This window comes from Corynebacterium sp. (genome assembly GCF_030532965.1).
In the GTDB taxonomy this organism is placed as follows: Bacteria; Actinomycetota; Actinomycetes; order Mycobacteriales; family Mycobacteriaceae; genus Corynebacterium.
Map to the genome: position 1 here is coordinate 68,190 of NZ_JAUNKC010000005.1, position 26,493 is coordinate 94,682.

At 55.7% G+C, this 26,493-nt stretch carries 23 protein-coding genes; 17 read left to right on the forward strand and 6 right to left on the reverse strand.

Features of this window, described 5'->3' with window-relative positions:
* Window positions 1-9 precede the first annotated feature (9 nt).
* A complete protein-coding gene (locus Q4D85_RS04020) occupies window positions 10-1,515 on the reverse strand; it encodes an alpha-(1->6)-mannopyranosyltransferase A (RefSeq protein ID WP_303198384.1) in 1,506 nt (501 codons plus the stop codon).
* A 57-nt stretch (window positions 1,516-1,572) separates the two neighbouring features.
* A complete protein-coding gene (locus tag Q4D85_RS04025; RefSeq protein WP_303198386.1) occupies window positions 1,573-2,778 on the reverse strand; it encodes a polyprenyl synthetase family protein in 1,206 nt (401 codons plus the stop codon).
* Between the two features lie 223 nt (window positions 2,779-3,001).
* Between Q4D85_RS04025 and Q4D85_RS04030 the strand changes: the two genes are divergently transcribed.
* Entirely contained in the window at window positions 3,002-3,979 is a 978-nt protein-coding gene (locus Q4D85_RS04030; protein WP_303198387.1) for a methylenetetrahydrofolate reductase, read from the forward strand.
* 7 nt (window positions 3,980-3,986) lie between these two features.
* On the opposite strand, the gene Q4D85_RS04035 is transcribed toward Q4D85_RS04030, so the two are convergent.
* Entirely contained in the window at window positions 3,987-4,535 is a 549-nt protein-coding gene (locus Q4D85_RS04035; protein ID WP_303198390.1) for an N-acetyltransferase, read from the reverse strand.
* A gap of 222 nt (window positions 4,536-4,757) precedes the next feature.
* Between Q4D85_RS04035 and Q4D85_RS04040 the strand changes: the two genes are divergently transcribed.
* The 6 genes from Q4D85_RS04040 (at window position 4,758) to Q4D85_RS04065 (ending at window position 9,255) form a co-directional block, all read left to right on the forward strand.
* Window positions 4,758-5,183 (forward strand): SAV_6107 family HEPN domain-containing protein, encoded by a 426-nt coding sequence (locus Q4D85_RS04040; protein WP_303198391.1) that lies wholly within the window; start codon window positions 4,758-4,760, stop codon window positions 5,181-5,183.
* Window positions 5,184-5,457: 274 nt separating this feature from the next.
* Window positions 5,458-5,844: a DUF3040 domain-containing protein gene (locus tag Q4D85_RS04045; protein ID WP_303198392.1), complete on the forward strand. Its 387-nt coding sequence runs from the start codon at window positions 5,458-5,460 to the stop codon at window positions 5,842-5,844.
* Between the two features lie 403 nt (window positions 5,845-6,247).
* Window positions 6,248-7,057 carry an ABC transporter ATP-binding protein gene (locus tag Q4D85_RS04050; RefSeq protein ID WP_303198393.1) on the forward strand — a complete coding sequence of 270 codons (810 nt, stop codon included), beginning with the start codon at window positions 6,248-6,250 and terminating at the stop codon, window positions 7,055-7,057.
* A complete protein-coding gene (locus tag Q4D85_RS04055) occupies window positions 7,054-7,692 on the forward strand; it encodes an ABC transporter permease (RefSeq protein WP_303198394.1) in 639 nt (212 codons plus the stop codon). Before Q4D85_RS04050 ends, Q4D85_RS04055 begins: the two co-directional genes overlap by 4 nt.
* Window positions 7,685-8,296: an ABC transporter permease gene (locus Q4D85_RS04060; protein WP_303198395.1), complete on the forward strand. Its 612-nt coding sequence runs from the start codon at window positions 7,685-7,687 to the stop codon at window positions 8,294-8,296. Before Q4D85_RS04055 ends, Q4D85_RS04060 begins: the two co-directional genes overlap by 8 nt.
* Before the next feature lie 41 nt (window positions 8,297-8,337).
* Complete coding sequence (locus Q4D85_RS04065) at window positions 8,338-9,255, forward strand: ABC transporter substrate-binding protein (protein ID WP_303198396.1); 918 nt, start codon at window positions 8,338-8,340, stop codon at window positions 9,253-9,255.
* A 118-nt stretch (window positions 9,256-9,373) separates the two neighbouring features.
* On the opposite strand, the gene Q4D85_RS04070 is transcribed toward Q4D85_RS04065, so the two are convergent.
* From Q4D85_RS04070 to Q4D85_RS04080, 3 genes are all read right to left on the reverse strand, one after another.
* The gene (locus Q4D85_RS04070) at window positions 9,374-11,071 is read right to left on the reverse strand and encodes a hypothetical protein (protein ID WP_303198398.1); all 1,698 of its coding nucleotides are present in this window, start codon (window positions 11,069-11,071) and stop codon (window positions 9,374-9,376) included.
* Window positions 11,072-11,074: 3 nt separating this feature from the next.
* The gene (locus tag Q4D85_RS04075) at window positions 11,075-11,788 is read right to left on the reverse strand and encodes a DUF3558 family protein (RefSeq protein WP_303198399.1); all 714 of its coding nucleotides are present in this window, start codon (window positions 11,786-11,788) and stop codon (window positions 11,075-11,077) included.
* 410 nt (window positions 11,789-12,198) lie between these two features.
* Window positions 12,199-12,372: a hypothetical protein gene (locus tag Q4D85_RS04080; protein WP_303198401.1), complete on the reverse strand. Its 174-nt coding sequence runs from the start codon at window positions 12,370-12,372 to the stop codon at window positions 12,199-12,201.
* A gap of 637 nt (window positions 12,373-13,009) precedes the next feature.
* Here Q4D85_RS04080 and mraZ point away from each other — a divergent pair.
* From mraZ to murG, 10 genes are all read left to right on the forward strand, one after another.
* Complete coding sequence (gene mraZ / locus Q4D85_RS04085; RefSeq protein ID WP_047262508.1) at window positions 13,010-13,441, forward strand: division/cell wall cluster transcriptional repressor MraZ; 432 nt, start codon at window positions 13,010-13,012, stop codon at window positions 13,439-13,441.
* 168 nt (window positions 13,442-13,609) lie between these two features.
* Window positions 13,610-14,680 (forward strand): 16S rRNA (cytosine(1402)-N(4))-methyltransferase RsmH, encoded by a 1,071-nt coding sequence (rsmH, locus tag Q4D85_RS04090; RefSeq protein ID WP_303198403.1) that lies wholly within the window; start codon window positions 13,610-13,612, stop codon window positions 14,678-14,680.
* Window positions 14,677-15,486: a hypothetical protein gene (locus tag Q4D85_RS04095; RefSeq protein ID WP_303198404.1), complete on the forward strand. Its 810-nt coding sequence runs from the start codon at window positions 14,677-14,679 to the stop codon at window positions 15,484-15,486. The genes rsmH and Q4D85_RS04095 overlap by 4 nt, the downstream gene beginning before the upstream one ends.
* A 151-nt stretch (window positions 15,487-15,637) precedes the next feature.
* A complete protein-coding gene (locus tag Q4D85_RS04100) occupies window positions 15,638-17,506 on the forward strand; it encodes a penicillin-binding protein 2 (RefSeq protein ID WP_303198444.1) in 1,869 nt (622 codons plus the stop codon).
* 274 nt (window positions 17,507-17,780) lie between these two features.
* Complete coding sequence (locus Q4D85_RS04105) at window positions 17,781-19,364, forward strand: UDP-N-acetylmuramoyl-L-alanyl-D-glutamate--2,6-diaminopimelate ligase (protein ID WP_303198405.1); 1,584 nt, start codon at window positions 17,781-17,783, stop codon at window positions 19,362-19,364.
* Entirely contained in the window at window positions 19,357-20,928 is a 1,572-nt protein-coding gene (gene murF, locus Q4D85_RS04110) for a UDP-N-acetylmuramoyl-tripeptide--D-alanyl-D-alanine ligase (RefSeq protein ID WP_303198406.1), read from the forward strand. The genes Q4D85_RS04105 and murF overlap by 8 nt, the downstream gene beginning before the upstream one ends.
* Before the next feature lie 3 nt (window positions 20,929-20,931).
* Window positions 20,932-22,032: a phospho-N-acetylmuramoyl-pentapeptide-transferase gene (mraY, locus tag Q4D85_RS04115; RefSeq protein ID WP_303198408.1), complete on the forward strand. Its 1,101-nt coding sequence runs from the start codon at window positions 20,932-20,934 to the stop codon at window positions 22,030-22,032.
* A gap of 5 nt (window positions 22,033-22,037) precedes the next feature.
* Window positions 22,038-23,522, forward strand: coding sequence for a UDP-N-acetylmuramoyl-L-alanine--D-glutamate ligase (gene murD, locus Q4D85_RS04120; RefSeq protein ID WP_303198409.1), 1,485 nt, complete (start codon window positions 22,038-22,040; stop codon window positions 23,520-23,522).
* Window positions 23,523-23,553: 31 nt separating this feature from the next.
* Window positions 23,554-25,161: an FtsW/RodA/SpoVE family cell cycle protein gene (locus tag Q4D85_RS04125; protein WP_303198411.1), complete on the forward strand. Its 1,608-nt coding sequence runs from the start codon at window positions 23,554-23,556 to the stop codon at window positions 25,159-25,161.
* A 161-nt stretch (window positions 25,162-25,322) separates the two neighbouring features.
* On the forward strand, window positions 25,323-26,396 hold the full coding sequence (gene murG / locus Q4D85_RS04130; RefSeq protein WP_303198412.1) for an undecaprenyldiphospho-muramoylpentapeptide beta-N-acetylglucosaminyltransferase: 1,074 nt from the start codon (window positions 25,323-25,325) through the stop codon (window positions 26,394-26,396).
* The last annotated feature ends 97 nt before the right edge of the window (window positions 26,397-26,493 follow it).

Here is a 26,493-nt window from a genome sequence, read left to right on the forward strand (position 1 = left end):
CAAGCCTGATTAATCCTCGGCCCGGGCGGGCGCGAAAAGCCACGCCGCAGCCGCCCACCCAGCCACCAACGACGCCGCCACCCACACCGGGTTATATAACTGGTGGTTTCCGGAACCAGTAAACGCGAGGGCAACCACCACGGAACCAATGACAAATAACTGCTTGACCAGCCGGGACGACGAAATGACCCCCGCCAACGGCAAAACGGACGCGTAGTACCACGGCAGGGTCACCGCGTTGAAGGTAAACGCCACCAGGTAGGCGATCATCGCGCCGGTAATCGGGCGATGCCGCAACCACCACCAACAACCGACGAACCCCACCGCCATCACGATCATTGAAACCGAGCGCGCGGTGGAAACCACGGAATTGTAATCGAAAAGATCGTTGGAAATCCGGCCAGCCTCACCGATAATCCCGGATACGAGCGACGGGAAGGACAACGGATTAATCACCTTGGAATTGCCGGTCAACGCCGCAATCCAGCCCCACGAAGCGCCCGACAGATACGTGATGATAGCAACGATGCCGATCGTTTCGATCGCACCACCAATCGCAGCGATGAAAAACGCCCCAACCTTATGTTTCAACCCACTTGGGGCGGCCAGAACCACGATCCACACCACAAACGGCAAACAAAACGCGGCGGTTGCCTTCAACGCCATGCCAGCCGCAATAAACGCAACGCCTGCGAAGAACCCGCGATAAACCGCCGGGTACGAACGATCCCGCACAATCATGTACAACCCCACGCTGACAAGCCCCACCATGATGGACTCGTTGTGCATCCCGCCAACCAAATGGAACACCATCACCGGATTAGCCACACCCAACCACAGCGCAATGGCCGGATCCGCACCAAGCGAAACCGCGATCTTTGGAATCGACCACATGATCGCCGCAAAACCCAGCACCGAAACCACCTTGAAGGCGTACACGCCAGCGGTGACATTATCGCCGGTCACCGAGGTGATCCCCTCACTAATCCACAAATGCAACGGGCCATAAGGGGTAGTGGTATTACGCCAGTCGTGGGAAACCTCAAAGAGAATCTGATTCGGGTTCGCCGCCGGTCCCTGGGTATAGGCATCAAAACCGTCGCGCAACAACGTGCCCTGCATCAGGTAGGAATACACATCGCGCGACATAATCGGGGCGGCAAAAACCAACGGAACCAGCCAAAAAGCCAGCGTGCACTGCACAAACCGCGCCGGGACCACGCGCGTGAGCACCAATTTGCCCAACAGCACCCACGAGACCACATAAGCGATGGTGCCGAGCCACAACGTCACGTTTGACAACGCCGCACCGTGCCCGAAGCTTAAAAACTCAAGATTCAACGCGGCCAGAATGCTATTGCGTTTCTGAACGGAACCGCCGCCAAACGACCCCAAGAAAATAACGAACGTGGCGCACAACCCCAGCCACCACACCCCAGAAGGTTGCAGCAACCGCGCGCCCGCCCCACGCTTATCCCGGTGTTCGGTTGTCGCGGACACCACCCGTTCAGTCATAATTCACCTTTACCCGGTTAGTTACGTTGGATAGAACTCACAAACGCTACATTCTAGCTAGGTGCGCCGCGCCGTCGCCCGCCCAGCCAGATCCCGCAACAACTTATGCGCAGAATCCGGCAACCCAATCGAATCCAGATGGGATAACCCCATCTTAGTAAGCGCAGAAATTTGCTTTTCGACGTCCTCCGCCGCGCCAGTTGCCCTAATCGCCTCCGTCAGCTCGGCGATCGCCTCCGGCGAAGACACCCGCCCCAAACCAGAACGAATGAGGCTTGCCGTCGCATGATCGCCCTGCTGCTTAGCCAACGCCAACGCCGTGGACACCAAAACAGTACGCTTACCTTCCCGAAGATCATCACCGGCGGGTTTACCCGTTATCGACGGGTCGCCGAAAACCCCCAACTGATCATCGCGCAGCTGAAACGCCACCCCAATATCAGTGCCATAGGCCCTAAGCGCAGCAATAACCGCATCATCAGCCCCCGCAATCGACGCACCAATATGCAAAGGCCGTTCAATGGTATAGGCGGCAGTTTTAAACCGATTGACAGTATGCGCCATGGCAATGTCCTCGCTGCCGGAAGCCTCAACCGTAATATCCAACAACTGCCCGCCAATCACCTCAGTGCGCATCCCACGCCACGCGGGCAACGCCCGGGAAATAGCGGCAGGGCTCAAACCGGAACCGTGGAACAAATCATCAGCCCACACCATCGCCAAATCACCGACAAGAATGCCAACGGAATGCCCGAAATGAACTGGATCCCCCAACCAACCGCTGTCACCATGGCGTCGCTCCGCCACCCGGTGCACCGTCGGATTACCGCGCCGGGTATCGGAAGAATCAATGATGTCGTCGTGGATCAGCGCGCACGCCTGGATCAGCTCCAATGAACTAATCGCATTGATGACAGCGTCGATGTTCTCGGTGTGGGGAAGCTGATCGAGGGGGAGAGAACTACCGGGGGAGTGGCTTGCTGTGGGCGTCGAAAAGCGATCCGTCTCCAACGAACCTAAGCCTGCTAAAAACCCAGCCCAGGCATACAGCGGCCGGATACGTTTACCGCCATCCAAAACGTACCGTTCCAGCATTCCCACCGCGCGTGCCACGGGTTCTCCGATCGTGGAAATAATCGGATCTTGGCTGCGGAAAAACCGCTCTAAACTCTCTGCCACCCGGTGGGGAATCTCTTGTGCGGCTGGAACCGCGCCGATCTCGATTCGGTCAGCACAGTTCATACGATCCGACTTAATTGCCATGACAGAAGCCACACCTTACATACCTGGAGAAACAGCCTCGAAAGAAGCCTACGATAACCCCTCAAGTGTAACCCACCACCCCCAAAGAACCGGCAAAGAAAACTTGTGGACCACGTTGATGCAACTGATAGTGGTACGGCGAAATGGCAGGAAAACAAGGTTATATGCATTTTGGGTTACTAAACGGCCAATAAATCCACTCTTGGCGATAATATACAAAACCATGGCCGCAGCAATTCCCGCCCGTTATCAGCGCTCTATCGTCGACGTTATCTCCGCAACCGCGCCGGGACGCATCCCGTTCTCGGTGGAATTTATGCCGCCCCGCAACGACGAAGCAGAACAACGACTGTGGAAAGCTGCGGAGGTATTCCATGACCTTGGGGCCGCCTTCGTGTCGGTGACATATGGGGCGGGTGGTTCCTCACGGGATCGCACCATGCGAATTGCCCACGAATTGGCGCGGCATCCGCTCACAACCCTCGTTCACCTAACCCTGGTGGGGCACACGGAGGCGGAGCTCATTGAGATTCTGTGCGACTACGCCAGCGCCGGGTTATCTAATTTATTGGCGCTACGTGGAGACCCACCGGGCGCAGATCCACTCGGGGAGTGGCAGCCGGTATCCGGCGGCTACGAATACGCCGAACAGCTCATTAAACTGACCAAGCGCTTGGATGAAACCTCCCACTTCCACATCGGTATCGCCTCATTCCCGGAAGGGCACCACCGGGCACCGACATTGGAAGCGGACACGGAATTCACCTTGGCGAAGCTGCGGGCTGGTGCCGAGTTTTCGATCACCCAGATGTTTTTCGACGTCGAACACTACCTTCGGCTTCGGGACCGCTTGGCGCGCGACCCGGAACAAGGTGCCAAGCCTATCATTCCCGGCATTATGCCGATTACCTCGTTGCGTTCCGTGCGTCGGCAATTGGAGCTTTCCGGCGCGAAGCTTCCAGGAAAACTTGAAGAACGCCTCTTAAAAGCTGCCGCTGGAGATGAGGTGAAAAACCAGGAAGAAATCCGAAAGGTCGGGATTGAGGAATCAACCCTCATGGCTGAACGACTCATTGCCGAAGGTGCGCCGGACCTGCATTTCATGACTCTTAATTTCGCGCGGGCGACGCAGGAAGTGTTGCATAACCTGGGGATGGCGCCAGCGTGGGGGCCGGAACTGGGGCACGACGCGGTGCGTTGACCGGAAGTCACATTCTCTTGGCGAGGATCGCGAAGGCGCGGTCGTCGCCCCGGAAATAGAAATCGCGAAGGACGTCGAAAAAACCGAGGGAACGGTACAGGCCAAATGCGTTATTGGCCTCGTCCGGGACTTCCGGGGTGGAAAGGAGCGTAAAGGGAGCGTTCGCTTTGGCAAATAACGCTTCAAGTAGTGCCCGCCCGATCCCTTTGCCTTGCATGACGGGGGAGACGTGTATCTCCACGAGGGAAAAATAATTATTCAACATTGCGAGTTCCTGGCTGGTAGCGCCACCACGTTCCCGTAAGCCCCGCCTTATTTCTTGATCCCACCATTGGGTCCGGCTGCCGTGGTATCCATACGCAACCCCGTAAACGTGGGTGTTGTCGTGGGCGCATACTGCCTGAAAATTTCGTTCGGTCACGGCAAAGCGCCATGCTTTTATCCGGGAAGTTCGGATCTTTTTCTCATACCCCATCGCATCGATGTATATGTCGACCAGCGTCGGGGCTAGCGTGGAGAACTCCAGCGTGCTGAGCGGTTGAATAATCAGGGACACAATTTCTCATCGAACCACTTTTTCGTTGCCTTTGGGTGAAGGCGTGTACGAAATTGTCGAAGTTTTTATATTCGACCCCTTTCCAAACTCGAACGGGCGTTCTATAATGGGGGTAGGTCATGTTCGGGTCATTTTCTACAGTGTGTGGAACCAACGGCGAATGATGACAGAAGTTTAAAGCATTCATTCAAAGTTATTTTCGTAAGAAAGGAGTTGGAGATTATGAGCACCGTCGTCTCTGCAACAACACGTTTTAACGACCGCCCAGTCAAAAGCGCAGAATTTATCCATAAGGCACATCTTTTGTTGTCCGAGGCGATCGGTTACCGCAGCCAGGGGCGGCTGGATCTTGCGTTGGAATACGCCTACCAAGCTGCACTCCGTACCGCTGCGGCGCGGATTGCGCAAAGTGCGGTAGCAAAACGTAGCCGTAAGCCAACCAACGCCTGGGATCAATTGCGATTGGTGGATGCGGTGTCGGCGCAGTGGGCGGACACGCTAGGACAGTATTCGCGGCTGCGTTCTCGGGTTTCGAGTGGGATTGATACCGAGGTAGATGCGGCTGTTGTGGATCGATTGATTCGGCTAGCTGGCGAGTTCCTCGATGCAGTTGAGTTTAATGATGGTGGAACTCCAGCGGCCGCGTAGCTGAAACTCCGGTTGGCGGATGGTGCCCGCTGTTTTCACCATCAACCTTTCGTTCCCGTTCTTTCGGTGGTGGTCTTATCTGTGATTTACGGCGCGGGGAACTTTACTATTACTGTTGTCGTTGTAACAGGTAGATGGACATTATTTATTAATGTAACTTAGTTGTATATTCATAACCAACAGATGGATTGGCAAATAGCTGGTACATTTGCGGTACCTGACAAAATAAATGCTAAGACCATCGTTGTCGGATCACTCGCCAATGGGAGGAATAGTGGCACTTTCCGAGCATGAGCAACAATTGCTCAAGGAAATCGAGCAATCATTGCTCGCCGAAGATCCCAAGTTCGGTGCTGCCGTTGCGGGCGGTGAATTCGGTGGGCAGCAGGGCCTGGTCACGCTACGTGGAATAGCAGTAATTGTTATCGGTCTTGTTCTATTGGTTACTGGAGTTGCCTTAAGCCAAGTGACGCTGTGGCTGGTAGCGCTAAGCGTCTTAGGGTTCCTGGTCATGGTGGCTGGTGGCGTCTGGATGTTGCGCGGTGGCGGTGCGGTTCGGCATGCGTCGTTAGGTAACTCGACCGCTGGTAATTCCGGTGGGCGGCGCGGCGGATTAGGCGACCGCATGGAAGACAATTTCCGGCGTCGGTTCGAGAATTAACGTTTGTAATTTAAATATTTCTTTCATACCGGTTTGTGCGCGTAGTGCGGCAAACCGGTTTTTGTGTTGTATGCGGTGTGAACTGCGAAAAGCCCCGGGAATAATTGTCGTCATTTCGTCGTTGTAATGGGAGGATTTTAAACTGCTGGCCCAACACTTCCAGCGAACTGACAACCGGAGGAAATGAAAAAGTGGTTAGGCTGGTTACCGAAAGCTGGATTTGAGCATGCCGCGATATATGAGAGGTGGATGTCCGATAGCGCGCTGATCGTTGGGCAAACAATGGCCTTGTAGATTCCGCGCTTATTCGATGAGGCGTTGATTAGATGGCACATGCTAATGACCGCATGTCGTTGGTCTAGGTGAGTCTCCACTTCGCCACAATTTCTTACATTAGGTAATTATGATTCTTTTTGATTCCGTAACAAAGACGTATTCCGCAAACAACAAAAAACCAGCCACCTTATCTGCGGTGCAGGATTTCAGCTACCGCTTTAAGGAGGGGAAAACTACCTGTTTGGTGGGGTCGTCTGGTTGCGGCAAATCAACGTTACTTCGGCTTATTAACCGGATGGAGGAACCAACATCCGGCCGGATTATCGTTCGGGGTGAGGACATCGCCCAGGGTGATCCGGTGCAGCTGCGCCGATCGATAGGTTATGTGATGCAGCAAGGCGGTTTGATGCCCCACAGAACGGTCGCCCACAATATTTCGATGGTGGCGCAGCTGCAAAACAAGACGACCGATGTTGCGCGTTACATGCAGTTATTGGACCTCGACCCGGCGTTGGCCGATCGGTATCCGGCCGAACTTTCCGGCGGGCAGGCCCAACGCGTCGGCGTGGCACGGGCGTTGGCCGCCGAGCCAGATATTTTGCTCATGGATGAGCCGTTTGGTGCGGTTGACCCCGTGGTTCGTCGGGAATTGCAAACCATGATGTTGCGCTTGCAACAGAACCTGGCCAAAACGATCATCCTGGTCACCCACGATATTGATGAGGCGTTTCGGCTGGGGGATGAAGTTGTATTGCTCAGCGTTGGGGCGAAGATCGAACAAGCCGGTACGCCCGAGGAACTCATTACCGTTCCGGCCAATGAATTCGTCGCGCAATTCGTCGGTCTTGATGATCGAAAATTACACGTAGCGTCGCACAACAACAAAGAAGTGATCGTCGATGCACATGGGCGTGTGCGGGGTGTCCTGGGTTCATGAATTGGATAGCCGCAAACCAAGACCTATTGATTAGGTTGACGCTCGCGCATATCAATTTGGTATGGCCGCCAGTGGTTTTGTCGTTTATTTTGGCCTTGCCGCTAGGTGCATGGGCCCAGCGCTCCCAACGGATGAATCAGTCGCTGATTATCGGTTCGGGGTTGTTGTACGCAATTCCGTCGTTGGCGCTATTCGTGGTTTTGCCGACGATAATTGGCACCTCGATTTTGTCGCCGCTCAACGTCATCATCGCGATGACACTGTATGGTTTGGCGCTTCAAGTGCGAAACACATCGGATGCGTTGCAATCCGTCGACGGATCAGTGTTGGCCGCAGCCCAAGCCATGGGATATTCAAATCGGCATCGGTGGTGGGCGGTGCAATTGCCGTTGGCGCTACCCGAAATGCTTACTGGGCTGCGGGTTGTGTCAGCCAGCACCATCAGCTTGGTGTCCGTCGGCGCGTTGATCGGCGTCGAATCTCTGGGCACGCTTTTCACCAACGGTTTTAACCGAGCATTTCCTACCGAAGTTGCCGCAGGCGTCATCGGCACTGTTGTCTTGGCGGTGCTTTTCGACGTCGTACTGTTGGCGCTTACCCGGGTTGTTGCTCCGTGGCGGAGGAAGCATGGATAATTTACTCACTCGCATTCTGGAACACCTCCAAATCTCAGGGGTAGCAATCATCGTCGCCACAATAATCGGCGTCAGTTTAGGCCTTGTTTTAGGCCGCAGCGGCAAGGCACAACTCGTCTTGGCTGCCAGCGGTGGACTGCGCGCCCTACCAACACTGGGTCTGCTCACACTCACAACGCTCTATGTAGGGATCCGGCATTCCCTGTTCGCGGCGGTAGTGGTGTTGATCATCCTGGCGATCCCACCCGTGCTTGCTGGAACGATCAACGGCGTGCGCACCGTCGACCCGGCTGTCTACGACGCCTCGTTCGCAATGGGAATGACCTCAAGCCAAGTGATCCGCCAGGTGGCCTGGCCGCTTGCTTTACCGAGCATTCTCGGTGGTTTTCGTTCCTGCGTTTTGCAGGTTCTGTCAACGGCGACGGTGGCAGCTTTCATCGGCATGGGCGGTTTGGGCCGCTACATCATCGATGGAATTGCGTTGCGCGATTACACGATGGTGCTGATCGGCGCGATTACTGTTTCGGTGCTCGCATTGCTTGCCGACGTCCTACTTGCCTGGGCGCAACACAAAGCCGACACCCGGTTTCCAGTTCGGAAATAGCTTGATAAACATCACCCTGAGATAGAAAAGGATAATCAACCATGAAAAAACTACTTCGCACCGTGGCCGCGGTGGTCACCGCTGGTTTATTAGCTTCTTGCGCCGCTGACCCATTTGAGCAATCAACTGGCGCAAGCAGCACAAACGATAGCTCAACTATTACTATTGGAACCGCTAACTTCCCGGAATCGGAAATTATCGGCACTATTTGGGCGTCAGCGCTGGAAGCTAAAGGATACGATGTTGCCATTAAATCTGGCATTGGTTCCCGTGAAGTTTATCTAAAAGCACTCGCGGAGGGCAGCGTCGATATTGTGCCAGAGTATTCTGGCAACGTCACGCAGTTCTACCTCTCCAAAACCTCTGAAGAATTACCGACTGGTGCAACATCTGCGGACATCATCGAGAAATTAAAAACCGTACTGCCGGAAGAAATCGCCGCGGGGGAGCCCGCACCAGCTGAATCCAAAGACGCGTACCGGGTTACTCGGGAATTTGCTGAAAAGCATAAACTCACAACACTTGCTGATCTTGCTGCGCTGGAATCCGTCACCGTCGCCGGTAACCCCGAGTTGAAAGATCGCCCCTACGGTGCGGCCGGTCTCAAGGATATTTATAACGTCCCCGTCAAAGACTTCCTAGCAATTTCCGACAGCGGCGGGCCGCTTACTATTGAGGCCCTGCAATCCGGTGCTGCCGACATCGCCGATATTTACACAACAAGCCCGCTGTTCGGTGCCGATCTTGTTACTCTTGAAGACCCTAAGAACATGATTCTGCCGCAACAAGTTCTACCACTTCTACGCGATTCCGCCGTCGCTCCTGAGGTACGGGACGTCATCAATGCGATCAACCAAAAACTCACCACGGAACGCCTCATCGAAATGAACGAACGCTCCGCTGGCGCTGAAAAGGCAAGCCCGAAGAAGATCGCTGAAGACTTCTTGGCAAGCGTTTAAACACCCCACAAGAGCACTATGAACCCCGACGATAATCGGGGTTTATTGCTTTTCGACGCCCAAACGACGCGCCCCCAGCCAATAGATCGCCTATTTTCGCACCGACTGGGCCCATTAGCTATTCGCGTACCCAGCTTCCGATAACGCCTGGGATTACTTTGGGTTGTTCCCCCAACAACGCTTTGAGGTTGGCGTCTCGTTCAACACTTGCAGTAATACCCCGTATCGGCTTCTTACGCTTACGCTGATTCTCATTATTGTTGTTGTTCTGCCCACCAATCGGTGCCCCGACCATCGGGGTACCAGCACGCCCGCCACTATTTGCACCACCAGCACCAGCGGCTGACTTCACACCGCCTGCGCCAGCACTGTTTCCCACACTGCTGCCGTTGCCGGTTCCATGTGGGGTTTTCGGTCCTGCACCAACCCCACTACCAGTACCCATACCACTACCGAATCCACGACCACCAGCACCACCACCAGCACCGAATGCACGACCGCTTCCTGCACCACCGGTTCCGCTTCGCATGCCAGCCGAACCTGCCCCACCGGCCATACCGTAACCACCGATCCCACTCATACCGGCACCCATGCCAGTACCAGTGTTACTACGAGCACCACCACTGGTAGCGGAGTGCCCGTGCCGGAGCCCACCAGACGCAGGAATACTCCCACCACTGATACCGCCCCGACCACCAGACACACCGGGTGTCAGTCCACTAAATACCGGCGCATGTGCTGACACACCGGAACCACCCGGTCCTGCTCCTGTAGGAAGCCCGGTGATCGGTGGCATACCCGGTGCCGGTGCTGCCGGTGCACCCACCCCACCAGTAGTTGGAAGAGTCGCAGTCGATGCGGCCTGTGTCCCCATCCCCACAGGATGAAGCGTACTCGTCGCAGGTGAGGGCGGTGCGCCAGTAGAATCCGACCCGATTGCGGCACTACCACCACCAACACCAGCACTGTTATCAATCATCAAATTCCGAATCACTGGTACTGCTTGGGATAACGCACCGCTATACACCCCATGAAATGCTGTCAGATACAACTTCTCTGCTGCTTCTTTTTCCGCAGGGTTCGCAATAGTCTGCAACGCAGACAACGCTTGAGATGCCTGAGTATGAAAATGCGGAGCAATCGTCGACAACACCCCCACCGACCGAGCCATCTCCGTAGCATTCGCCGCGAAATACGACGCTTTCGCCGCAGTAGCCTTCATCCCCGCGGTTGCCCGCAACGCCGCAATCCCCTGATTCTGCGACGACAACTCGGATGCAATACCCTCCAGTTGTGTAGCGATACTCGTAGCCTGGGTGGCCATTGACTGCCAGTCCGCGGCAGCTTGGGCAGCTTGACCGGACTGTGTCGCACCCAACTGTGCGACTAACGTTTCCAACGACACCGATGGAACCGGGGTAGGTGGGAGGAATGGGAAATCCGCAAACGACGACGCCGGTTTCGACGCGAACTCCGCAACATCATGCTCAAACGTCCCACCCGAATCCGCGGTATCCAACCCACGTGAAAGCGCGAGATCATGACCAGTAAACGCCATGTGGTTTAACCGGAGATTCATCCCCAACCACTCAACCAAATCCTGAAAGCTCACCAACACATCGTTGGCACTTCCTAACCCACCCTGGATCACCTGAGCATGATTGACTCCTAATTCGTGTAACCCAGACAATGGTGAAAATGATCCGCTTAACGTATTTCGAAGCGTCACATGATAGATAGACAATGCATCGGTTTGGGCAGATTTAATGCCATCAAATGCACTTTTAAATGACGGCGAGTTAATCAACATGGACATTGATTATCCTTTCAGAGCAAAGATTTTCTGCAACATATCTACTGCTTCCTGACAGGATTTTTCAGGCGTCAACCCAAAGATCAAACTCGAACCAAGCGAGGTAACGTTTATACGTCCTCTGTTAGTTTGCACAGCTATAGTGCAATCCAACTCATCGTCATTGTCCGATAGCTTATGTTGGTACCAGTGCTCCGGTAAATGCACTAGCGGTTGATCCACAATGAGACCTAATGACTGTACATGTTCATAAGTAAGAACATCAGTTGAGATATTAAATCCAATATCGTTACTGGAACTTTCAGTAGGCAAAGTGGTACAAGCTGCAAAATCATCGCGCAATACATGAGACTCGTGCCAGATTTCTTGTCCGAATTGCGCGTATTGTTCCTTGGTCACTTCCGTACAGGGGTCGAAAATCTCAAAACTTGGATCGATCGGATCAAACGTTCCGGTACCCGCTTCCAACACCTCACCGAGCGTTTTCAGTTGATCCGCCTGCGATGACGCTGCCTGTTGGTGGGATTGCGACTGGTTTTTGGCAGCCAAGTACTGAGCAAAAGGTGCAGATAACCCGCAGCCAGAAAGCAGAAAGACACAACACACCACAGTCGCTATCAAGACGCGGTGCGCTGAACGAGCTGTCATCTGATTAGGCATAGTCCTGGCATGCATTGACATTTTCTTGACCATTTCCTCAAAACCGCCTTTCAACGCCACTGACAACCAGTGTAAAACCATATAGACAACGTGCTCTATAGAGTTAGACTCACTCATCACCCCAATCGGTTCCATAAAAAATGCACACACCCCCAAACGGGTAACCCACCGTCACCGCATCAAGTCGGAGAATCCACCCACCACACTTCAAAACCGCAGGAGAGAACCGACTGCCACCCATAATCCCCGACTTCCAGAAAACCGGCACAACAACCCCAACCCACAGGCCGCGCTGGCGGCGTCGACAAGCACCCACACACTTCTACAGGTCGGAGATTTGCGCAAAACCTGGGGTCACAGCCAACTAGAACTGTTCGAATTTCGGAAATCTCCGACTTTCACACCCCGTCACCGCATCAAGTCGGAGATTCCCCCTACCCAGCACCAAAACCGCAGGAAAGAACCAGGCGTTAAACACAATCTCCGACTTCCAGGAAACCGGCATAAAACACCGCCGTGTATTTGTTGATGGCGATAGTGATGAGCGCACTGGGGAAGAAGGTGAGTCCAAAAGAAAACTGCCTTGGGGTTAAAACATCCGAATGGTCGGCAAGGCCGGCTTCGGTCGGGTTAGCAAAACCCACGAAACCGGATGCGGAGCTGCAGGGTAGGTGACTGGAAGATTGTTCCTGATTCTGATGCTTAGTTGGGTGCGGGGATTGGCGTGATGGGATCGGTGACGGCGGCCTGGATTTGATTGTGATGAAAATTACATGCCAGATAAGTATCGGATGTACTGTTTTGGCGGGGGATTGCGCGCCCCACTTCGCCCCACATTCCCCACTTTGCCCCACGGGGAGGAGAGTGTGGCCGGTAGCTTATTTGCTGTTTCTTGCTGGTGTTTTGCCAGTTGAGCGGGGTTTGAAATCGGAAATCCCCAGGATGTGCGTTGCAGTTGTTGTCGTTTGCAGTTGTAAGTTACGAGAATGGCTATAGGGGTTGGTTGGGCAGTTGTGACTATTGTTATGAATTTTTACCTACTATTTCCGAGGTTTTGGGGGTGGCGTGTCATTTTTCCCCACCAGGAAAATAGCAGGTTAACGTGCATATTTTTGAAAAAGTAGCGAAGAAAATTGAGGCGGAGTGTAAAAAGTGGGGGATTGTGGGGTATTGTGGGGGACAGTGACGGGAAAGTTGGGACTGATGTGACTCAGTTTTCTTCGATCTGCAGGAAGTTGCTCGTTTTATCGCGGAGGTTTTCGGAGAGGTAGGTGTTCCGAGATGTTTCTTGGTACCTACACGCCGAAGCTTGACGATAAAGGCCGATTGACCCTTCCGGCGAAATTCCGAGAGGAACTAGCAGGTGGGTTAATGGTGACGAAAGGGCAGGATCATTCTTTGGCGGTTTATCCCAAAGAAGAATTCATCCAACGGGCGCGTAAAGCCGCTGAGGTTTCACGCACAAACCCCGAAGCCCGGGCGTTCATCCGAAACTTGGCGGCCAGTGCTGACGAGCAACGCCCGGACGGTCAAGGGCGAATCACCTTGTCGGCGGCGCATCGTGCGTATGCGGGGTTGACAAAGGAATGTGTCGTCATTGGTTCGATGGATTTCCTGGAAATCTGGGACGCCGAATCCTGGAACCGCTACCAGGCGGAGACAGAGGCAGCGTTTGCCGAGGCAAATGCTGATGTGCTGGGTGGCCTGTTGTAGTAGGCGATTGCTGCAACGCATTGGGAGTGTGCGTAAGAACTCCACTCGAAGTGAATAGGTCTGGTGTACTTCCCCGATATCAGAACTTTTACTTGAGTGGGGCTCTATGCACACCGCCATATGTAGGAACAGACAATAAACGGACACGGTGCAAGAGAGGGGGCTGTGATGGTTGATCCCCAACAACAAACGACAAAGTTGCAGGACGAACTAGCAGCCAACCATGGGCATGTGCCAGTGCTGCGTAATCGTGTGACGGAATTATTGGCACCTGCGGTGGCCCACGCGGGGCCGGGTGCGGTAATCGTTGATGGGACTTTGGGCGCTGGTGGGCATTCGGAGTTTTTCCTCGAAAGTTTCCCAGACGCATACGTGATTGGTTTGGACCGGGACATTCATGCGCTGGAGGCGGCGCGGCACCGATTGGAGCGGTTCGGACATCGGTTCGTTGGACTTCATACTCGCTTCGATCAATTTGTAGAGTCCATGGAAGAAGCCGCAGAATCCGGAAATTCTGCATGTCAGGCGGCGTTGGATCGTGGTATTGCTGGTGCATTGTTTGATTTGGGTGTGTCCTCGATGCAGCTCGATCAAGTAGCACGGGGTTTTGCGTATCGGGTTGATGCGCCGTTAGACATGCGCATGAACGATACCGAGGGCATCACCGCGGCTGACATACTTAACACCTATTCGCATGGGGATTTGGCTCGGATTCTGAAAAACTACGGTGACGAACGGTTTGCGGGAAAAATCGCCAAGGCGATCGTGAAAGAGCGAGAGAAACGTAGCTTTTCGACGTCGGCGCGGTTGGTGGAGCTGTTGTACGAAACGATTCCGGCTGCGACCCGGCGCACGGGTGGGTATCCGGCCAAACGAACCTTCCAGGCATTGCGGGTGGAAGTGAATAAAGAGCTAGAGGCCATCGAGAATGTTCTTCCGCTCATTACCGAGCGGTTGATTCCAGGTGGTCGGGCGGTATTCATGTCCTATCAGTCCCTGGAAGACAAGCTGGTGAAAAAATATTTCGCCGAGCTTACCCAGTCGAAAACCCCGCCAGGGTTACCCATGGACCTTCCGGAATATGCGGCGAAATTCCGGTTGGTCACCCGTGGCGCAGAAAAAGCTACCGAAGCAGAGATCGCGGAAAATCCGCGGGCGGCACCTGTTCGAGTTCGAGCAATCGAAGCATTGAACCCGGATGGAAGCTGCGTATATGACAGAAAGGAGACGAAAGAATGAGCACTCAGTATCAAATTAGAGAACCTCGCCGTAGGGATAGCAGGAACACTCGTCGTGCCCACAATCGTGATGCGTCTTCTTATGCGCGCGGCAGGTCGTCGAAAAGCTATCGTCCGTCGGCATACACGTCGCGCGATTTAAGCACGTCCGGTGCCACCACGATGGTTCTTACCGAATCCGCACCAGTGGTGGAGCAGCGTAACTTTGGAGGTGCGCCTACCCGGGTGCCGCATCGGCCCCGGCCAACGGCGGCGCCGAAGCGAAAGTTTCAGCGTTCCGCAGGTTCGCAGCAGGTGTTTACCGAGCGCGGTAAGCGGTTGGTGCGACCGAAGGCGGACCCGAAGAAAGTTCGGTTTGCGGCGTCAACATCCTTGATTTTGGTCTTTGGTGTCGTCATGGCGATGGTGCTGTCGGGCCTTTCCACGGAGCAAACCTTCCAGATTCAGCAATTGCGGCATCAGGAAGCGACGCTGCACAATCAGCTGGAAACGTTGAATCGTGACCTGCAAAATGTGTCTGCTACTGCGGAAATTGCGCGGCAGGCCCAGGAGATGGGACTGGTTGTTCCCGACCAGCCGGGAATACTAATTCGAAATGAAAACGGCGACATGGTGGAGCAACGCCCGCCGAGTGATGTAACTCGCCCTATAGTTGATGTCAATGGTCAGCAAGTTCGACCACGGGTTGCTTCTAGCGACCCGGTGGCGACGCAAGAGGTTTCCGGCAATCTCAATGAGGTGCAACCGGTGCAGCCATCCTTGCCGAACGTTGCGCCATATCTTGCAAGTGTTCCGTCCGGGAATTAGATAGAGTGAACCAACTAAGGTGTAAGTAGTGAACGAGCCGAGATCTGGCCAAACGGGGCGAGCAGTCAACTCGCCCCGTACTCGTCAAAAGGGTCAACCCCAGGGGCACCCCACTCAGAAGCCGTCCCGACCTGTGACGCAGCGGGCAACGATGTTGAGCAGGCTTCGGTGGGTTCAAATCATCGCTATCGGTGTGTGCCTAATATTGGCCGGGCGCATGGCCTGGGTGCAGTTGGTGTGGGGGCCTGAGCTGAGCCAGAGGGCAGCCGACCAGCGGTATCGGGTGTATACCGACCCGGCCCGCCGTGGGGAAATCCAAGACCGCTCCGGCCAGCAACTTGCTTACACCATGCAGGCGCGTTCGCTGACAGTATCGCCGAAGAATCTGCGCAAAGAACTGCGCTATGTGGCGAATGCCGATCTTGCCAAAACGGTTGATAATTACTACGACCTGAGCAAAGACGAACGCGAAAAGCGCATTGATCAAAAAGTCCTTGATTATTTGGACTCATATTCAGAAGACATCCCGCGGATTATTGCCGAGACTGGGGCGTCGACAAGCGAAATCAAGTCGGAGGAAATCCGGAAAAAACTGGATGCGGATACCACCTACGAAGTATTGGTGCGCAACGTCGACCCGGATGTCGCGGTGTCGATTTCGGAACAACACTATGGCATCGCGGCAGATATTCAAGACATCCGGCAGTACCCAAACGGTTCAGTTGCATCCAACGTGATTGGAAAGATCAGCCAAGACGGTCAAGGCCAGTTCGGGTTCGAGGCCTCTAACGATTCGCTTCTTTCCGGCATTAATGGGCAAACCGTGGTGGACGTCTCCACCGATGGGCAGATTATTCCTGGTACCACCCGCGACCAAGTCGCCGCCATGAATGGTTCGGATGTAACCCTCACTCTCGATCTTGATCTGCAAACCTACGTCCAGCAGCAGCTTGAGCAGGCAAAGACCAATTCTGGGGCGAAGGGTGCTTCGGCGGTGGTCCTTGATGTAGAAACCGCTGAGGTGCTGGCGATGGCCAATACTGATTCGATCAACCCGATGGGGGATGTTCAAAAACAACTTGATCGGGGTAAGAAATTCGGCAATTCGACGGTTTCGGAACCGTTCGAACCTGGCTCCGTTGCCAAAATTATCACCGCAGCAGGCGTGATTGAAGATGGCCTTTCCACCCCGGACGAAGTGCTGACGGTTCCCGGTTCCATTGACATGGCTGGCGTGAACGTGAAGGACGCGTGGGATCACGGCCCCACTCCGTACACCACCACGGGAATCTTTGGTAAATCATCCAACGTGGGAACCTTGATGCTGGCGCAGCGGCTGGGGGAGGAGCGCTTCGATTCCCTCCTGACTGGTTTCGGCATAGGACAGGCAACCGGTATCGAACTGCCGAGTGAATCGGCTGGTCTGCGGCCACAACTGGAACAGTGGTCCGGCGGCACCTTTGCCAACCTGCCTATCGGACAGGGCATGAGCTTGACGTTGCTGCAAATGGCAGGGGTGTACCAAACGCTTGCCAATGGTGGCGAACGAATCGAGCCGCGTATCGTGGCGGAAATCCGGGACAATACTGGCGAAGTGATCGAACAGCCCGCGCCGAAGAAGACCAGGGTGGTGTCGGAATCAACGGCGCGCACCGTGGTGGATATGTTCCGTTCAGTTGTGCAATCAGATCCATCCGGAATCCAGCAGGGTACCGGTGCGGGTGCTGCCGTCGAGGGGTATCAGATTGCAGGTAAGACTGGTACCGCCCAGCAGGTCGATCCCAATACCAGGGCGTATTCCAATTCGAAATACTGGATTACTTTCGCGGGTATTGCGCCCGCAGACAATCCGCGTTTCGTGGTGGCCTTGATGCTTGATAATCCAACGCGCGGCGTGCACGGCGAAGGCGGTCAATCTGCGGCGCCGCTATTCCACGACATCGCATCCTGGCTTCTTGATCGCGATAACGTTCCGCTTTCGCCGCCGATGGAAGGGCAATTGGTTTTGCAGGCTCAGTAATTGCGCCCTGGAAACGCCGATGGCGGATCTACCCCATAGACGGGGTAAAGTTGTGGGCTTGGTTACCGTTTGGGGGCATTTGCGCATAATAACCGCAGTGTGCGCCCCGGAACGGAAAATCTGATTGCCGATCGGCCCCTGCCATGTCGGTGCGATGTACTAATTTCATACAAGGACGCTGTGTCGGCGGGTACCACCTTAATCCCCAGCACAACAGCCACATTTAACCAACAAGTGAAACGAACTATTAAGTGAAAGGAGCGCGAGCTAGACAATGACACCAACGATTTCTGATCTCGCTACGCTTATCGACGCCACCGTGCACGTGCCGGAAAGCGTAGCCGATGCCCCCACTGATCTGCTGGCGCAGGCGATAACTTCTGTCAGCTTAGATTCGTCGGATACAGAACAAGGTGGATTGTTTGCCGCGCTTCCAGGAACGAAAGTTCACGGGGCGCAATTCGCGGCGCGCACCAATTCCGCAGCGGTGATTACCGACCACGCCGGGTGGCTGATCTTATTAGAAGAGGGCGAAACGCGACCGGTTTTGGAAGTGCCCGATGTGCGGAAAGTGCTCGGTACTGTTTCCGCCGAGGTATACCGAAATCCATCGGCGGATATGACCGTGATCGGCATTACCGGGACTTCCGGCAAAACCACCACCAGCTACCTGCTGGAAGCTGGGTTAATGCAGGCCGGGCTGAAAGTGGGGCTCATAGGCACCACCGGTACCCGGATCGCTGGTCAGCCAGTTCCTACCTCATTGACCACCCCGGAGGCCCCGACCCTGCAGTCGTTATTCCGGCGCATGCGCGATGAAGGTGTAAGCCATGTCGTGATGGAGGTTTCCTCCCATGCTTTGATGCTGGGCCGGGTTCAAGGCGTGGATTTCGATGTGGCTGGCTTTACCAATTTGTCGCAGGATCACCTTGATTTCCACTCCTCGATGGCGGAGTATTTCGAGGCCAAGGCGATGTTTTTCGCCGCGGGTTCGCCGATTCGGGCGGATCGAGCAGTCATTTGTGTCGATGATGAGTGGGGCAAAAAAATGTTTGATGTCGCCTGCGCGGAGCGTGACGATAGCGCGGTGTGGACGATTGCAACTAGCCCAGATTCCTCGTGTTACGACAACGCTGATTACCGCACCGACAACATTGAGGTGGCAGCGAATGGGATTCAGACATGTTCGTTGACAAGCATCAATGGCGCGGCTGAGCTTACTGTGCCACTGCCCGGAAAGTTCAATGTTGCCAATGCCACGCTGGCAGTCGCGTTAGCGGATGCCGCTGGTGTCGCGGATCGGGCAGCGGTGATCGCGGGTATCGCACAGGTTGGCGTGCCGGGTCGGATGCAGCGCATCGATCGCGGCCAAGATTTTTTGGCGATTGTCGATTACGCCCACAAACCGGCGGCGATCGCGGCGGTTTTGGACACGGTTCGCACGCAGGCCAGCGGGCGGATTGCGATCGTGGTAGGAGCAGGCGGTGACCGGGATTCCGGAAAGCGGCCGATCATGGGGAAGGAAGCAGCCCAGCGGGCTGATCTCGTGATCATCACGGACGATAACCCTCGTTCGGAAGACCCCGCAGCCATCCGGGCGGCGGTGTTAGCGGGAACCACCGATAGCGCGGTGCAGGAGGCTAATCCGGGGGTTGAGGTTCGGGAGATCGGCGACCGTCGACAAGCAATCGAAGCGGCGGTTGCCTGGGCGCAGCCGGGTGACGTGATTGTGGTCGCGGGCAAGGGCCACGAAGTTGGCCAGCTCATTGCGGGAGTGCAGCACCACTTTGACGATCGTGAAGAACTGCAGGCAGCGATCACCGCTCGGATGGGCAAGGAAGTAGCGCACAATGATTAATCTCACGTTAGCCGCTATCGCGGACATTGTTGGCGGCACGCTTGCCGACGCCACCGGAGCGGAGGAAATAACCGGTGGCGTGGAATTCGACTCCCGTGCTGTGAACCCCGGCGACCTTTTCCTCGCTATCCCTGGCGCTAGGGTTGACGGCCACGATTTCGCCGAAACAGCCATGAATAACGGGGCGGTCGGCGTTTTGGCAGCTCGTCCAGTAGGCGTGCCTGCGGTTATCGTGCCGCCGGTGGAAAAGTCGGCGAGCGATACGGTTTCCTACGCCACCGAGCACGATGCGGACGGTTCAGTAGCCGCAGTGCTAGCAGCACAGGCGAAGCTGGCGCGGTTTGTCGTCGACGAATTGGCCGGACGCGAAGGCGGGCTGACGGTCGTTGGTGTCACGGGGTCGGCGGGCAAGACCTCGACCAAAGACACTATCGCTTCCGTACTGCGTGTAAAAGGCCCTACCGTCGCCCCTCCCGGATCTTTTAATAATGAGATCGGCCATCCGTACACCGCGCTGCGCTGCACAGCAGAAACCAAATTCCTCGTGGCGGAAATGTCGGCCCGGGGTATTGGGCATGTGGCGCAGCTGGCAGAGATCGCGCCACCGGCAATCGGTGTGGTTCTAAATGTCGGTTCCGCCCATCTCGGTGAGTTCGGCTCCCGGGAGAATATCGCCCAGGCCAAAGGCGAACTGGTCGAAGCAGTGCCCGCAGCCGGAATCGCGATTTTAAACGGCGACGACCCGTTCGTCGCCGCGATGGCAAGCCGTACTCAGGCTGACGTGTGGCTGTATTCGACGACGTATCGTTTAGTACCAACCGAATCGGCGACGGCATCGGACACAGCGGCATCGAGTGGTTCCTTTTACGGTCAGCAACCGCCCCGAGTATGGGCTGAAGACATTGAACTAGATGCTCTCACCCGCCCGGCGTTTCGGTTATATGCGAAAACTCATGACGGGGACGTTGTCTCGGCGCAGGTTACACTTCAGCTGTCCGGGATGCATCAGGTTTCCAACGTGCTTGCAGCCGTTGCGGTAGGACTGGCTGCGGGGATTGACTTCGCCGATATTGTTACGGCTGTAGCACAGCACGTTCCGGTTTCTGCCCACCGAATGGATGTCCGCCAACGGGGGGATGGGGTAGTGGTGATTGACGATGCATACAACGCCAACCCCGAATCCATGCGGGCCGGGTTAGCAGCTTTGGCTAAAACCAAGCAACACCAAGGTGACGGTGCCCGCGCCATCGCGGTTTTAGGCCCGATGGCGGAATTAGGCGAGGAGGCAATCGACGAGCATCACCAACTGATTGGTGTCGTGGCAACAAGTGGAATTGACCAACTGATAATTGTTGGCAACGATGGTTACAGCGAAGCAATGGTTTCTGCGGCCGATCAATTAGGGTTGAAGGTTGCTGCAGCGGCCAATTGCGACGAAGCCACTCGGATCGTGTTGGACGAAGTGCAGCCTTCTGACGTGGTGTTGGCAAAGGCATCAAATGTTTACCAACTGTGGAAGGTCGCTGAAGCAGTTTTGGCGAATGACGGAAAGCAGGAGAACTAAGCAATGACCCAGATGATTCTCGCCGGGGCCATTGGTCTACTGGTGTCCATTTTTATCACGCCGTGGCTGATACGAAAGTTCAGCGCGGTGGGATTAGGCCAGGAGATTCGGGAGGAAGGTCCGAAGTCGCACCTTCGTAAACGCGGAACCCCCACCATGGGCGGCATTGCGATCCTGGCTGGCATCACCGTCGCCTACGTATCCACCGCAACCTACGGTGAGATCACCGATGTTGGTGGCTTCACCGCTTCCGGACTTTTGGTTTTAGGCCTTACCCTGGCATTGGGCGGCCTGGGTTTCGCCGACGACTTCATCAAACTGTATCTCGGCCGGAATCTGGGGCTGAATAAGCGGGCGAAATTAGCTGGCCAGTTGGCGGTGTCCCTGGCTTTCGGCATTATGATCCTGCTGTTTCCGAACGAAGACGGCTTAACGCCCGGATCGACGCACCTTAGTTTTCTGCGGGATCTAGATACGGTAGACATTGCTTTTGGCGGCGGTATTTTCGGCATCATCGTATTTTTGGCGTTTATGTATATCCTGATCTCCGCCTGGAGTAACGCCGTCAATTTGACTGATGGTCTCGACGGTTTGGCATCCGGGGCAACCGCGATTGTTATGGGGGCCTACGCTGCGGTGACGTTCTGGCAATTCCGCAATTCCTGCGCCGATTCCGCGGCCCCTGGTTGCTACGACGTCCGGGATCCGTTGGATCTCGCGGTTTTGGCGGCTGCTGGCCTGGGCGCGTGTCTTGGCTTCCTATGGTGGAACGCCGCACCTGCCAAGATTTTCATGGGCGATACCGGATCGCTTGCGCTTGGCGGTTTGGTGGCAGGCATCTCGGTTGCATCACGCACCGAATTGCTGATGATTATCGTCGGGGCGTTGTTTGTTATCGAGGCTGCCTCCGTTGTGATCCAGGTGGTCGGCTACCGTACCCGCAAGATTCGCATTTTCCGGATGGCGCCGTTCCATCACCATTTCGAAAACGGTGGTTGGGCCGAAACCACAGTGGTGATTCGGTTCTGGCTGATCGCTTCCGTTGCAGCACTATTTGGCGCGGCTATTTTCTACGGTGAATGGCTGTCGCTAGGAGGAATTTAAACACAATGGCTACCGAAACTACTGAGACTGCCCAAGCGGAGTTACCGACTTTTCTTGCTGGCCCGGTATTGGTAACCGGTGCGGGAATCTCGGGGCGGGGGATCGCTCACCTTCTCACTGATCTGGGCGTCAGCGTGGAGATCGCGGACGACAACGACACCGCCGTGACCGAGGCCGCCGAGGCGACTGGTGCCGTCGGGATTTCCGTTGCGCAGGCGCGAGAACGGTTGGATGCCTATAGCTGCGTCGTTACCTCACCCGGGTGGTCGCCGACGGCGGAGCTGTTGGTGGCGGCAGCTGAAGCCGGGCTAGAGGTTCTCGGCGATGTTGAGGTCTGCTACCGCTTGGATCAAGCCAAGGTGTTCGGCCCCAGCCGGAGTTGGTTGGTGGTTACCGGTACTAACGGCAAGACCACTGCGACCGCTATGTTGGCTGCGATGTTGGTGGAAGCAGGCGCAGCGGCCGTCGCGGTGGGAAATATCGGTGTTTCCGTGGCCGATGCTTTAACCAGCGCCGATCGGGCGGACGTGCTCGTGGTGGAAATGTCGAGTTTCCAATTACACTGGTCTAAGGATTTGATCCCTGAGGTGGGGATATTGCTGAATCTGGCCGAGGATCACATCGACTGGCACGGGTCGATGGCCGAATACGCCGCAGCTAAGGCCAAGGTGCTTAAGGCTCCCATCGCGGTTGTTGGCGCGGACGATCCGTTGGTCATGGAGCAGGTAGCCGCGTTGGAAACAACGGAGAACATCGTTGGTTTTACCTTGGCTGAGCCGGTGCCGGGTCAATTGGGGATCCGGGACGGCAAGCTTGTCGACGCCACCGGCATGGTCGTTGACGGTGATGTCGTTACCGATGAATCGGAGGTCGTGCTAGCCGAAGCGGACGGCATTCAGCCGCCTGGAACCGCCGGAATGTACGATGCATTGGCAGCCGCAGGCGCGGCGCGCGCGGTGGGCGTTAGTGCCGCGCAGGTGGCAGCCGCCTTGGCGGCATTTGAGGTAGCTGGGCACCGGGGCCAAGTTGTTGCGGACAACGACGGCATCGTGGCGGTCGATAATTCCAAAGCTACCAATCCCCATGCCGCTGATTCCGCGCTGTCCGGGTACGAATCCATCGTGTGGATCGCAGGCGGCCAGCTCAAAGATGCAGACGTCACCGAGCTGATTACCAAGCACGCCAAGCGGTTGAAAGCCGTTGCGGTGCTGGGGGCAGATCGCGCGGTGATCGCTGCGGCCGTCGAAAAGCTGGCACCCGAAGCGGAAGTATTTGTCACCGATGCGACCGACCCTGAGGAAGCAATGACGGCGGTTTGTGCATGGGCGGTGACGCAGGCGGAGCCGGGCGATGCGATCGTTCTGGCCCCTGCCGCGGCATCTTTAGACATGTATTCCGGTATGGCGCACCGCGGAAATCTGTTTACCCAGTATATTAGTGAGCATCTTGGTGCTTATGTTACTGATGAGCACGAAGGAGAATCCCAGTAATTGCCACGATGTTCATAGAGTAGAGGTAATCATGACCGCACCGGCACAAACCGCAGGCCAGCGCGGCTCCGGAAAAGCGCAACCCACGTTGTGGGAACTGCTCCGGCGTCGCCGTGAAGATATATTCCGGCGGCCATACTTCGATTACTTCAACATCATGTTGGTGGTTTTACTGCTGGCATTCTTCGGCGTCGCCATGGTGATGAGCGCCTCAATGTCGACCTCAGTTGCTGACGGACAACGCGTATGGTCGACCACCCTCAGGCAAAGCATCATGGTGATCTTGGGGTTCGTCACCATGTGGCTGGCAATGCGTATGCCCATTAAATGGGTGCGCCGATTCTCCGGGATTCTATTAGGGGTTGCGTTTCTCCTCCTGATCGCGGTGCTGATTCCAGGCATTGGTACTGGCTTGGAATCAAAAGGCTCGCAGTCCTGGCTCAACCTGGGCTTCTTCAGCCTTCAGCCGTCTGAGATTGCCAAAGTCGCCATCGCGGTATGGGGTGCGCACTATTTAGCTGGACATAGATATACCGCGGTTTCCTTCGATAGTCGGTACTTTAAGTTCTTGTGCGTGGCCACTGCCATGTGTCTGCTAATCGTTCTTGAACAAGACATCGGTATGGCAATGACATTCTTGTCGGTGGTTTTCGCCATCTTGTTCTTCGCTGGTTTCGACGGAAAGATCCTTGCGGTGATCAGCGGCGTTGTGGCACTCTTCGTGGGCCTTCTGGGACTCGCAGGCGGGTTTCGTGGTAAACGCTTTGAGGTGTATTTCGACGCCTTGTTTGGGCACTTCGAGGAGTCGAAGGATGCCGCGTTCCAGTCCTACCAGGGGTTCCTTTCGCTTGCCGACGGCGGACTGACCGGGGTCGGTGTCGGACAGTCACGTGCGAAGTGGTTTTACCTTCCCGAAGCCAAAAACGACTTCATCTTCGCCATCATCGGTGAGGAGCTTGGGCTTGTTGGCGGCATTCTGTTTATTGCGCTATTCGGGTGGCTGGGCTTCATCGGCTTTAGAATTGCGATGAAAACCTCCAACCAGTTCCTGTCCCTGTTGGCGGCTACGTTGACCGCAGGTGTGGTGGCGCAGGCTTTCGTCAATATTGGGTACGTTATTGGTTTGCTGCCGGTTACGGGTATTCAGCTGCCGCTGATTTCTGCTGGCGGTACCTCAGCTGTGATTACATTGGCGGCGATGGGGCTGTTGGCTAATTGCGCGCGACATGAACCGGAAACGATTTCCGCGATGGCAAATTACGGAAAGCCAACCTTCGAAAACTTACTCCGCCTGCCGGAACCAACCCTCAAGGGACTTGACAACCCGTCCAGGCGTGGCGAAAACAGGTACCCCCGCAACGGCGGTGGTGTGGCCCGGGTGGAACCTGAGTCCCGCCAACTACGTCGCCCGGGAGTACGCGACCAACGGCTTCGGGACACACCCACCCGCACCGGCGTTCAGCGCGGTGGGGCGCAACGCGCCGGATCGCGGCGCGGCGGTCAGACGCTGCGGCAACCGATTTCGGAACGGGGCGCAGGGTATCGTGGCAGGTCTCGCCCGGAACCCGGGCAGCAACCCTATCGGGATGGGATACGAGACGGGAGTTATCGAAACTCCCGCCCTTATCGGGAACGGTAGCCGCGTAGCGGGTTAGGATGATGCAATCCGCTAATAGCTTTGGCGGGTGCTGGTGGAGTATCGTTTCGTTTTGGTGCTCGTACCTGAAATCTACGGTGAGCAAAAATGAAGAAGTTTTCAACTTCCTGAATATATTCATTTGAACGGGAACAATGGAAGACATGACAAAGACATACCTAAACGTTGTCGTTGCCGGTGGTGGCACTGCAGGCCACATTGAACCAGCTCTTGCGGTTGCGAGCGTACTCAAGCAGCGCGGCAGCAATGTGATTGCATTGGGCACTAATCGCGGCTTGGAAACCCGTCTCGTGCCCGCCCGAGGTTTTGAACTGAAACTCATCAATCCGGTTCCCGTTCCCCGTAGTATCAATGGCGATCTTTTCAAATTGCCGTTTCGCCTCATCAAAAGCATTGCCCAAACCCGCAAGATTTTAAAAGAACACGACGCGGATATCCTCATCGGTTTTGGCGGCTATGTCGCAGCGCCCGGATATTTGGCGGCGAAGATGGTGGGTATTCCGTTTATCGTCCACGAGGCTAATGCCCGCGCCGGAATGGCAAATAAGCTTGGCGTGAAACTGGGCGGTTTAGGGCTTAATGCCGTGAAGAATTCCGGCATGCAGGGGCGGGTCGTGGGAATCCCGATCCGGGCGTCGATAAGCGAAGCGGCCCAAAGCGCGGAAGCTCGGGAGCGGGCAGTAACCACCTGGGGTCTAGATCCCAACCGTAAAACCGTATTCGTGACCGGCGGTTCGCAGGGAGCGGCGTCGCTGAACGCCGCGGTGGAAAACGCAGCGGCTGATTTGGTGGCTGCTGGTTTCCAGATTCTGCACGCTTTCGGCGCTAAGAATGAGCCACCGACACCCCGCGAACACCACTGCGCGGTGCCCTATATCGAAGACATGGCTGCAGCTTATGCCGTGGCGGATTTGATTGTGTGCCGTTCTGGCGCGATGTCGGTTGCCGAAGTCACCGCAGCGGGACTGCCCGCCGTGTATGTGCCATTGCCGCACGGTAATGGTGAGCAGGGGCTAAACGCGGAAGAAGTAGTGGAACAAGGAGCCGCGTTGTTGATTAACGACGCTGAGATTGAAGCTCGGTTCCCGCATGTTGTATCAAATCTTTTGGGCGACGACGCCGCTTTGGCGAAAATGAAACAGGCTGCTATTTCCTCCAAGGCAGGCAATGCTGCGGAAGTTATAGCGGACATAGTGGACGAAATTACCGCCACCTAAGGCTCGTGTCGGCTCCCACTGCACGGCGTTTTATCGCTCAAACAGCATACAAACACGCCACCCCATCATTGACATGTACATATGAAAGGAACGCGAC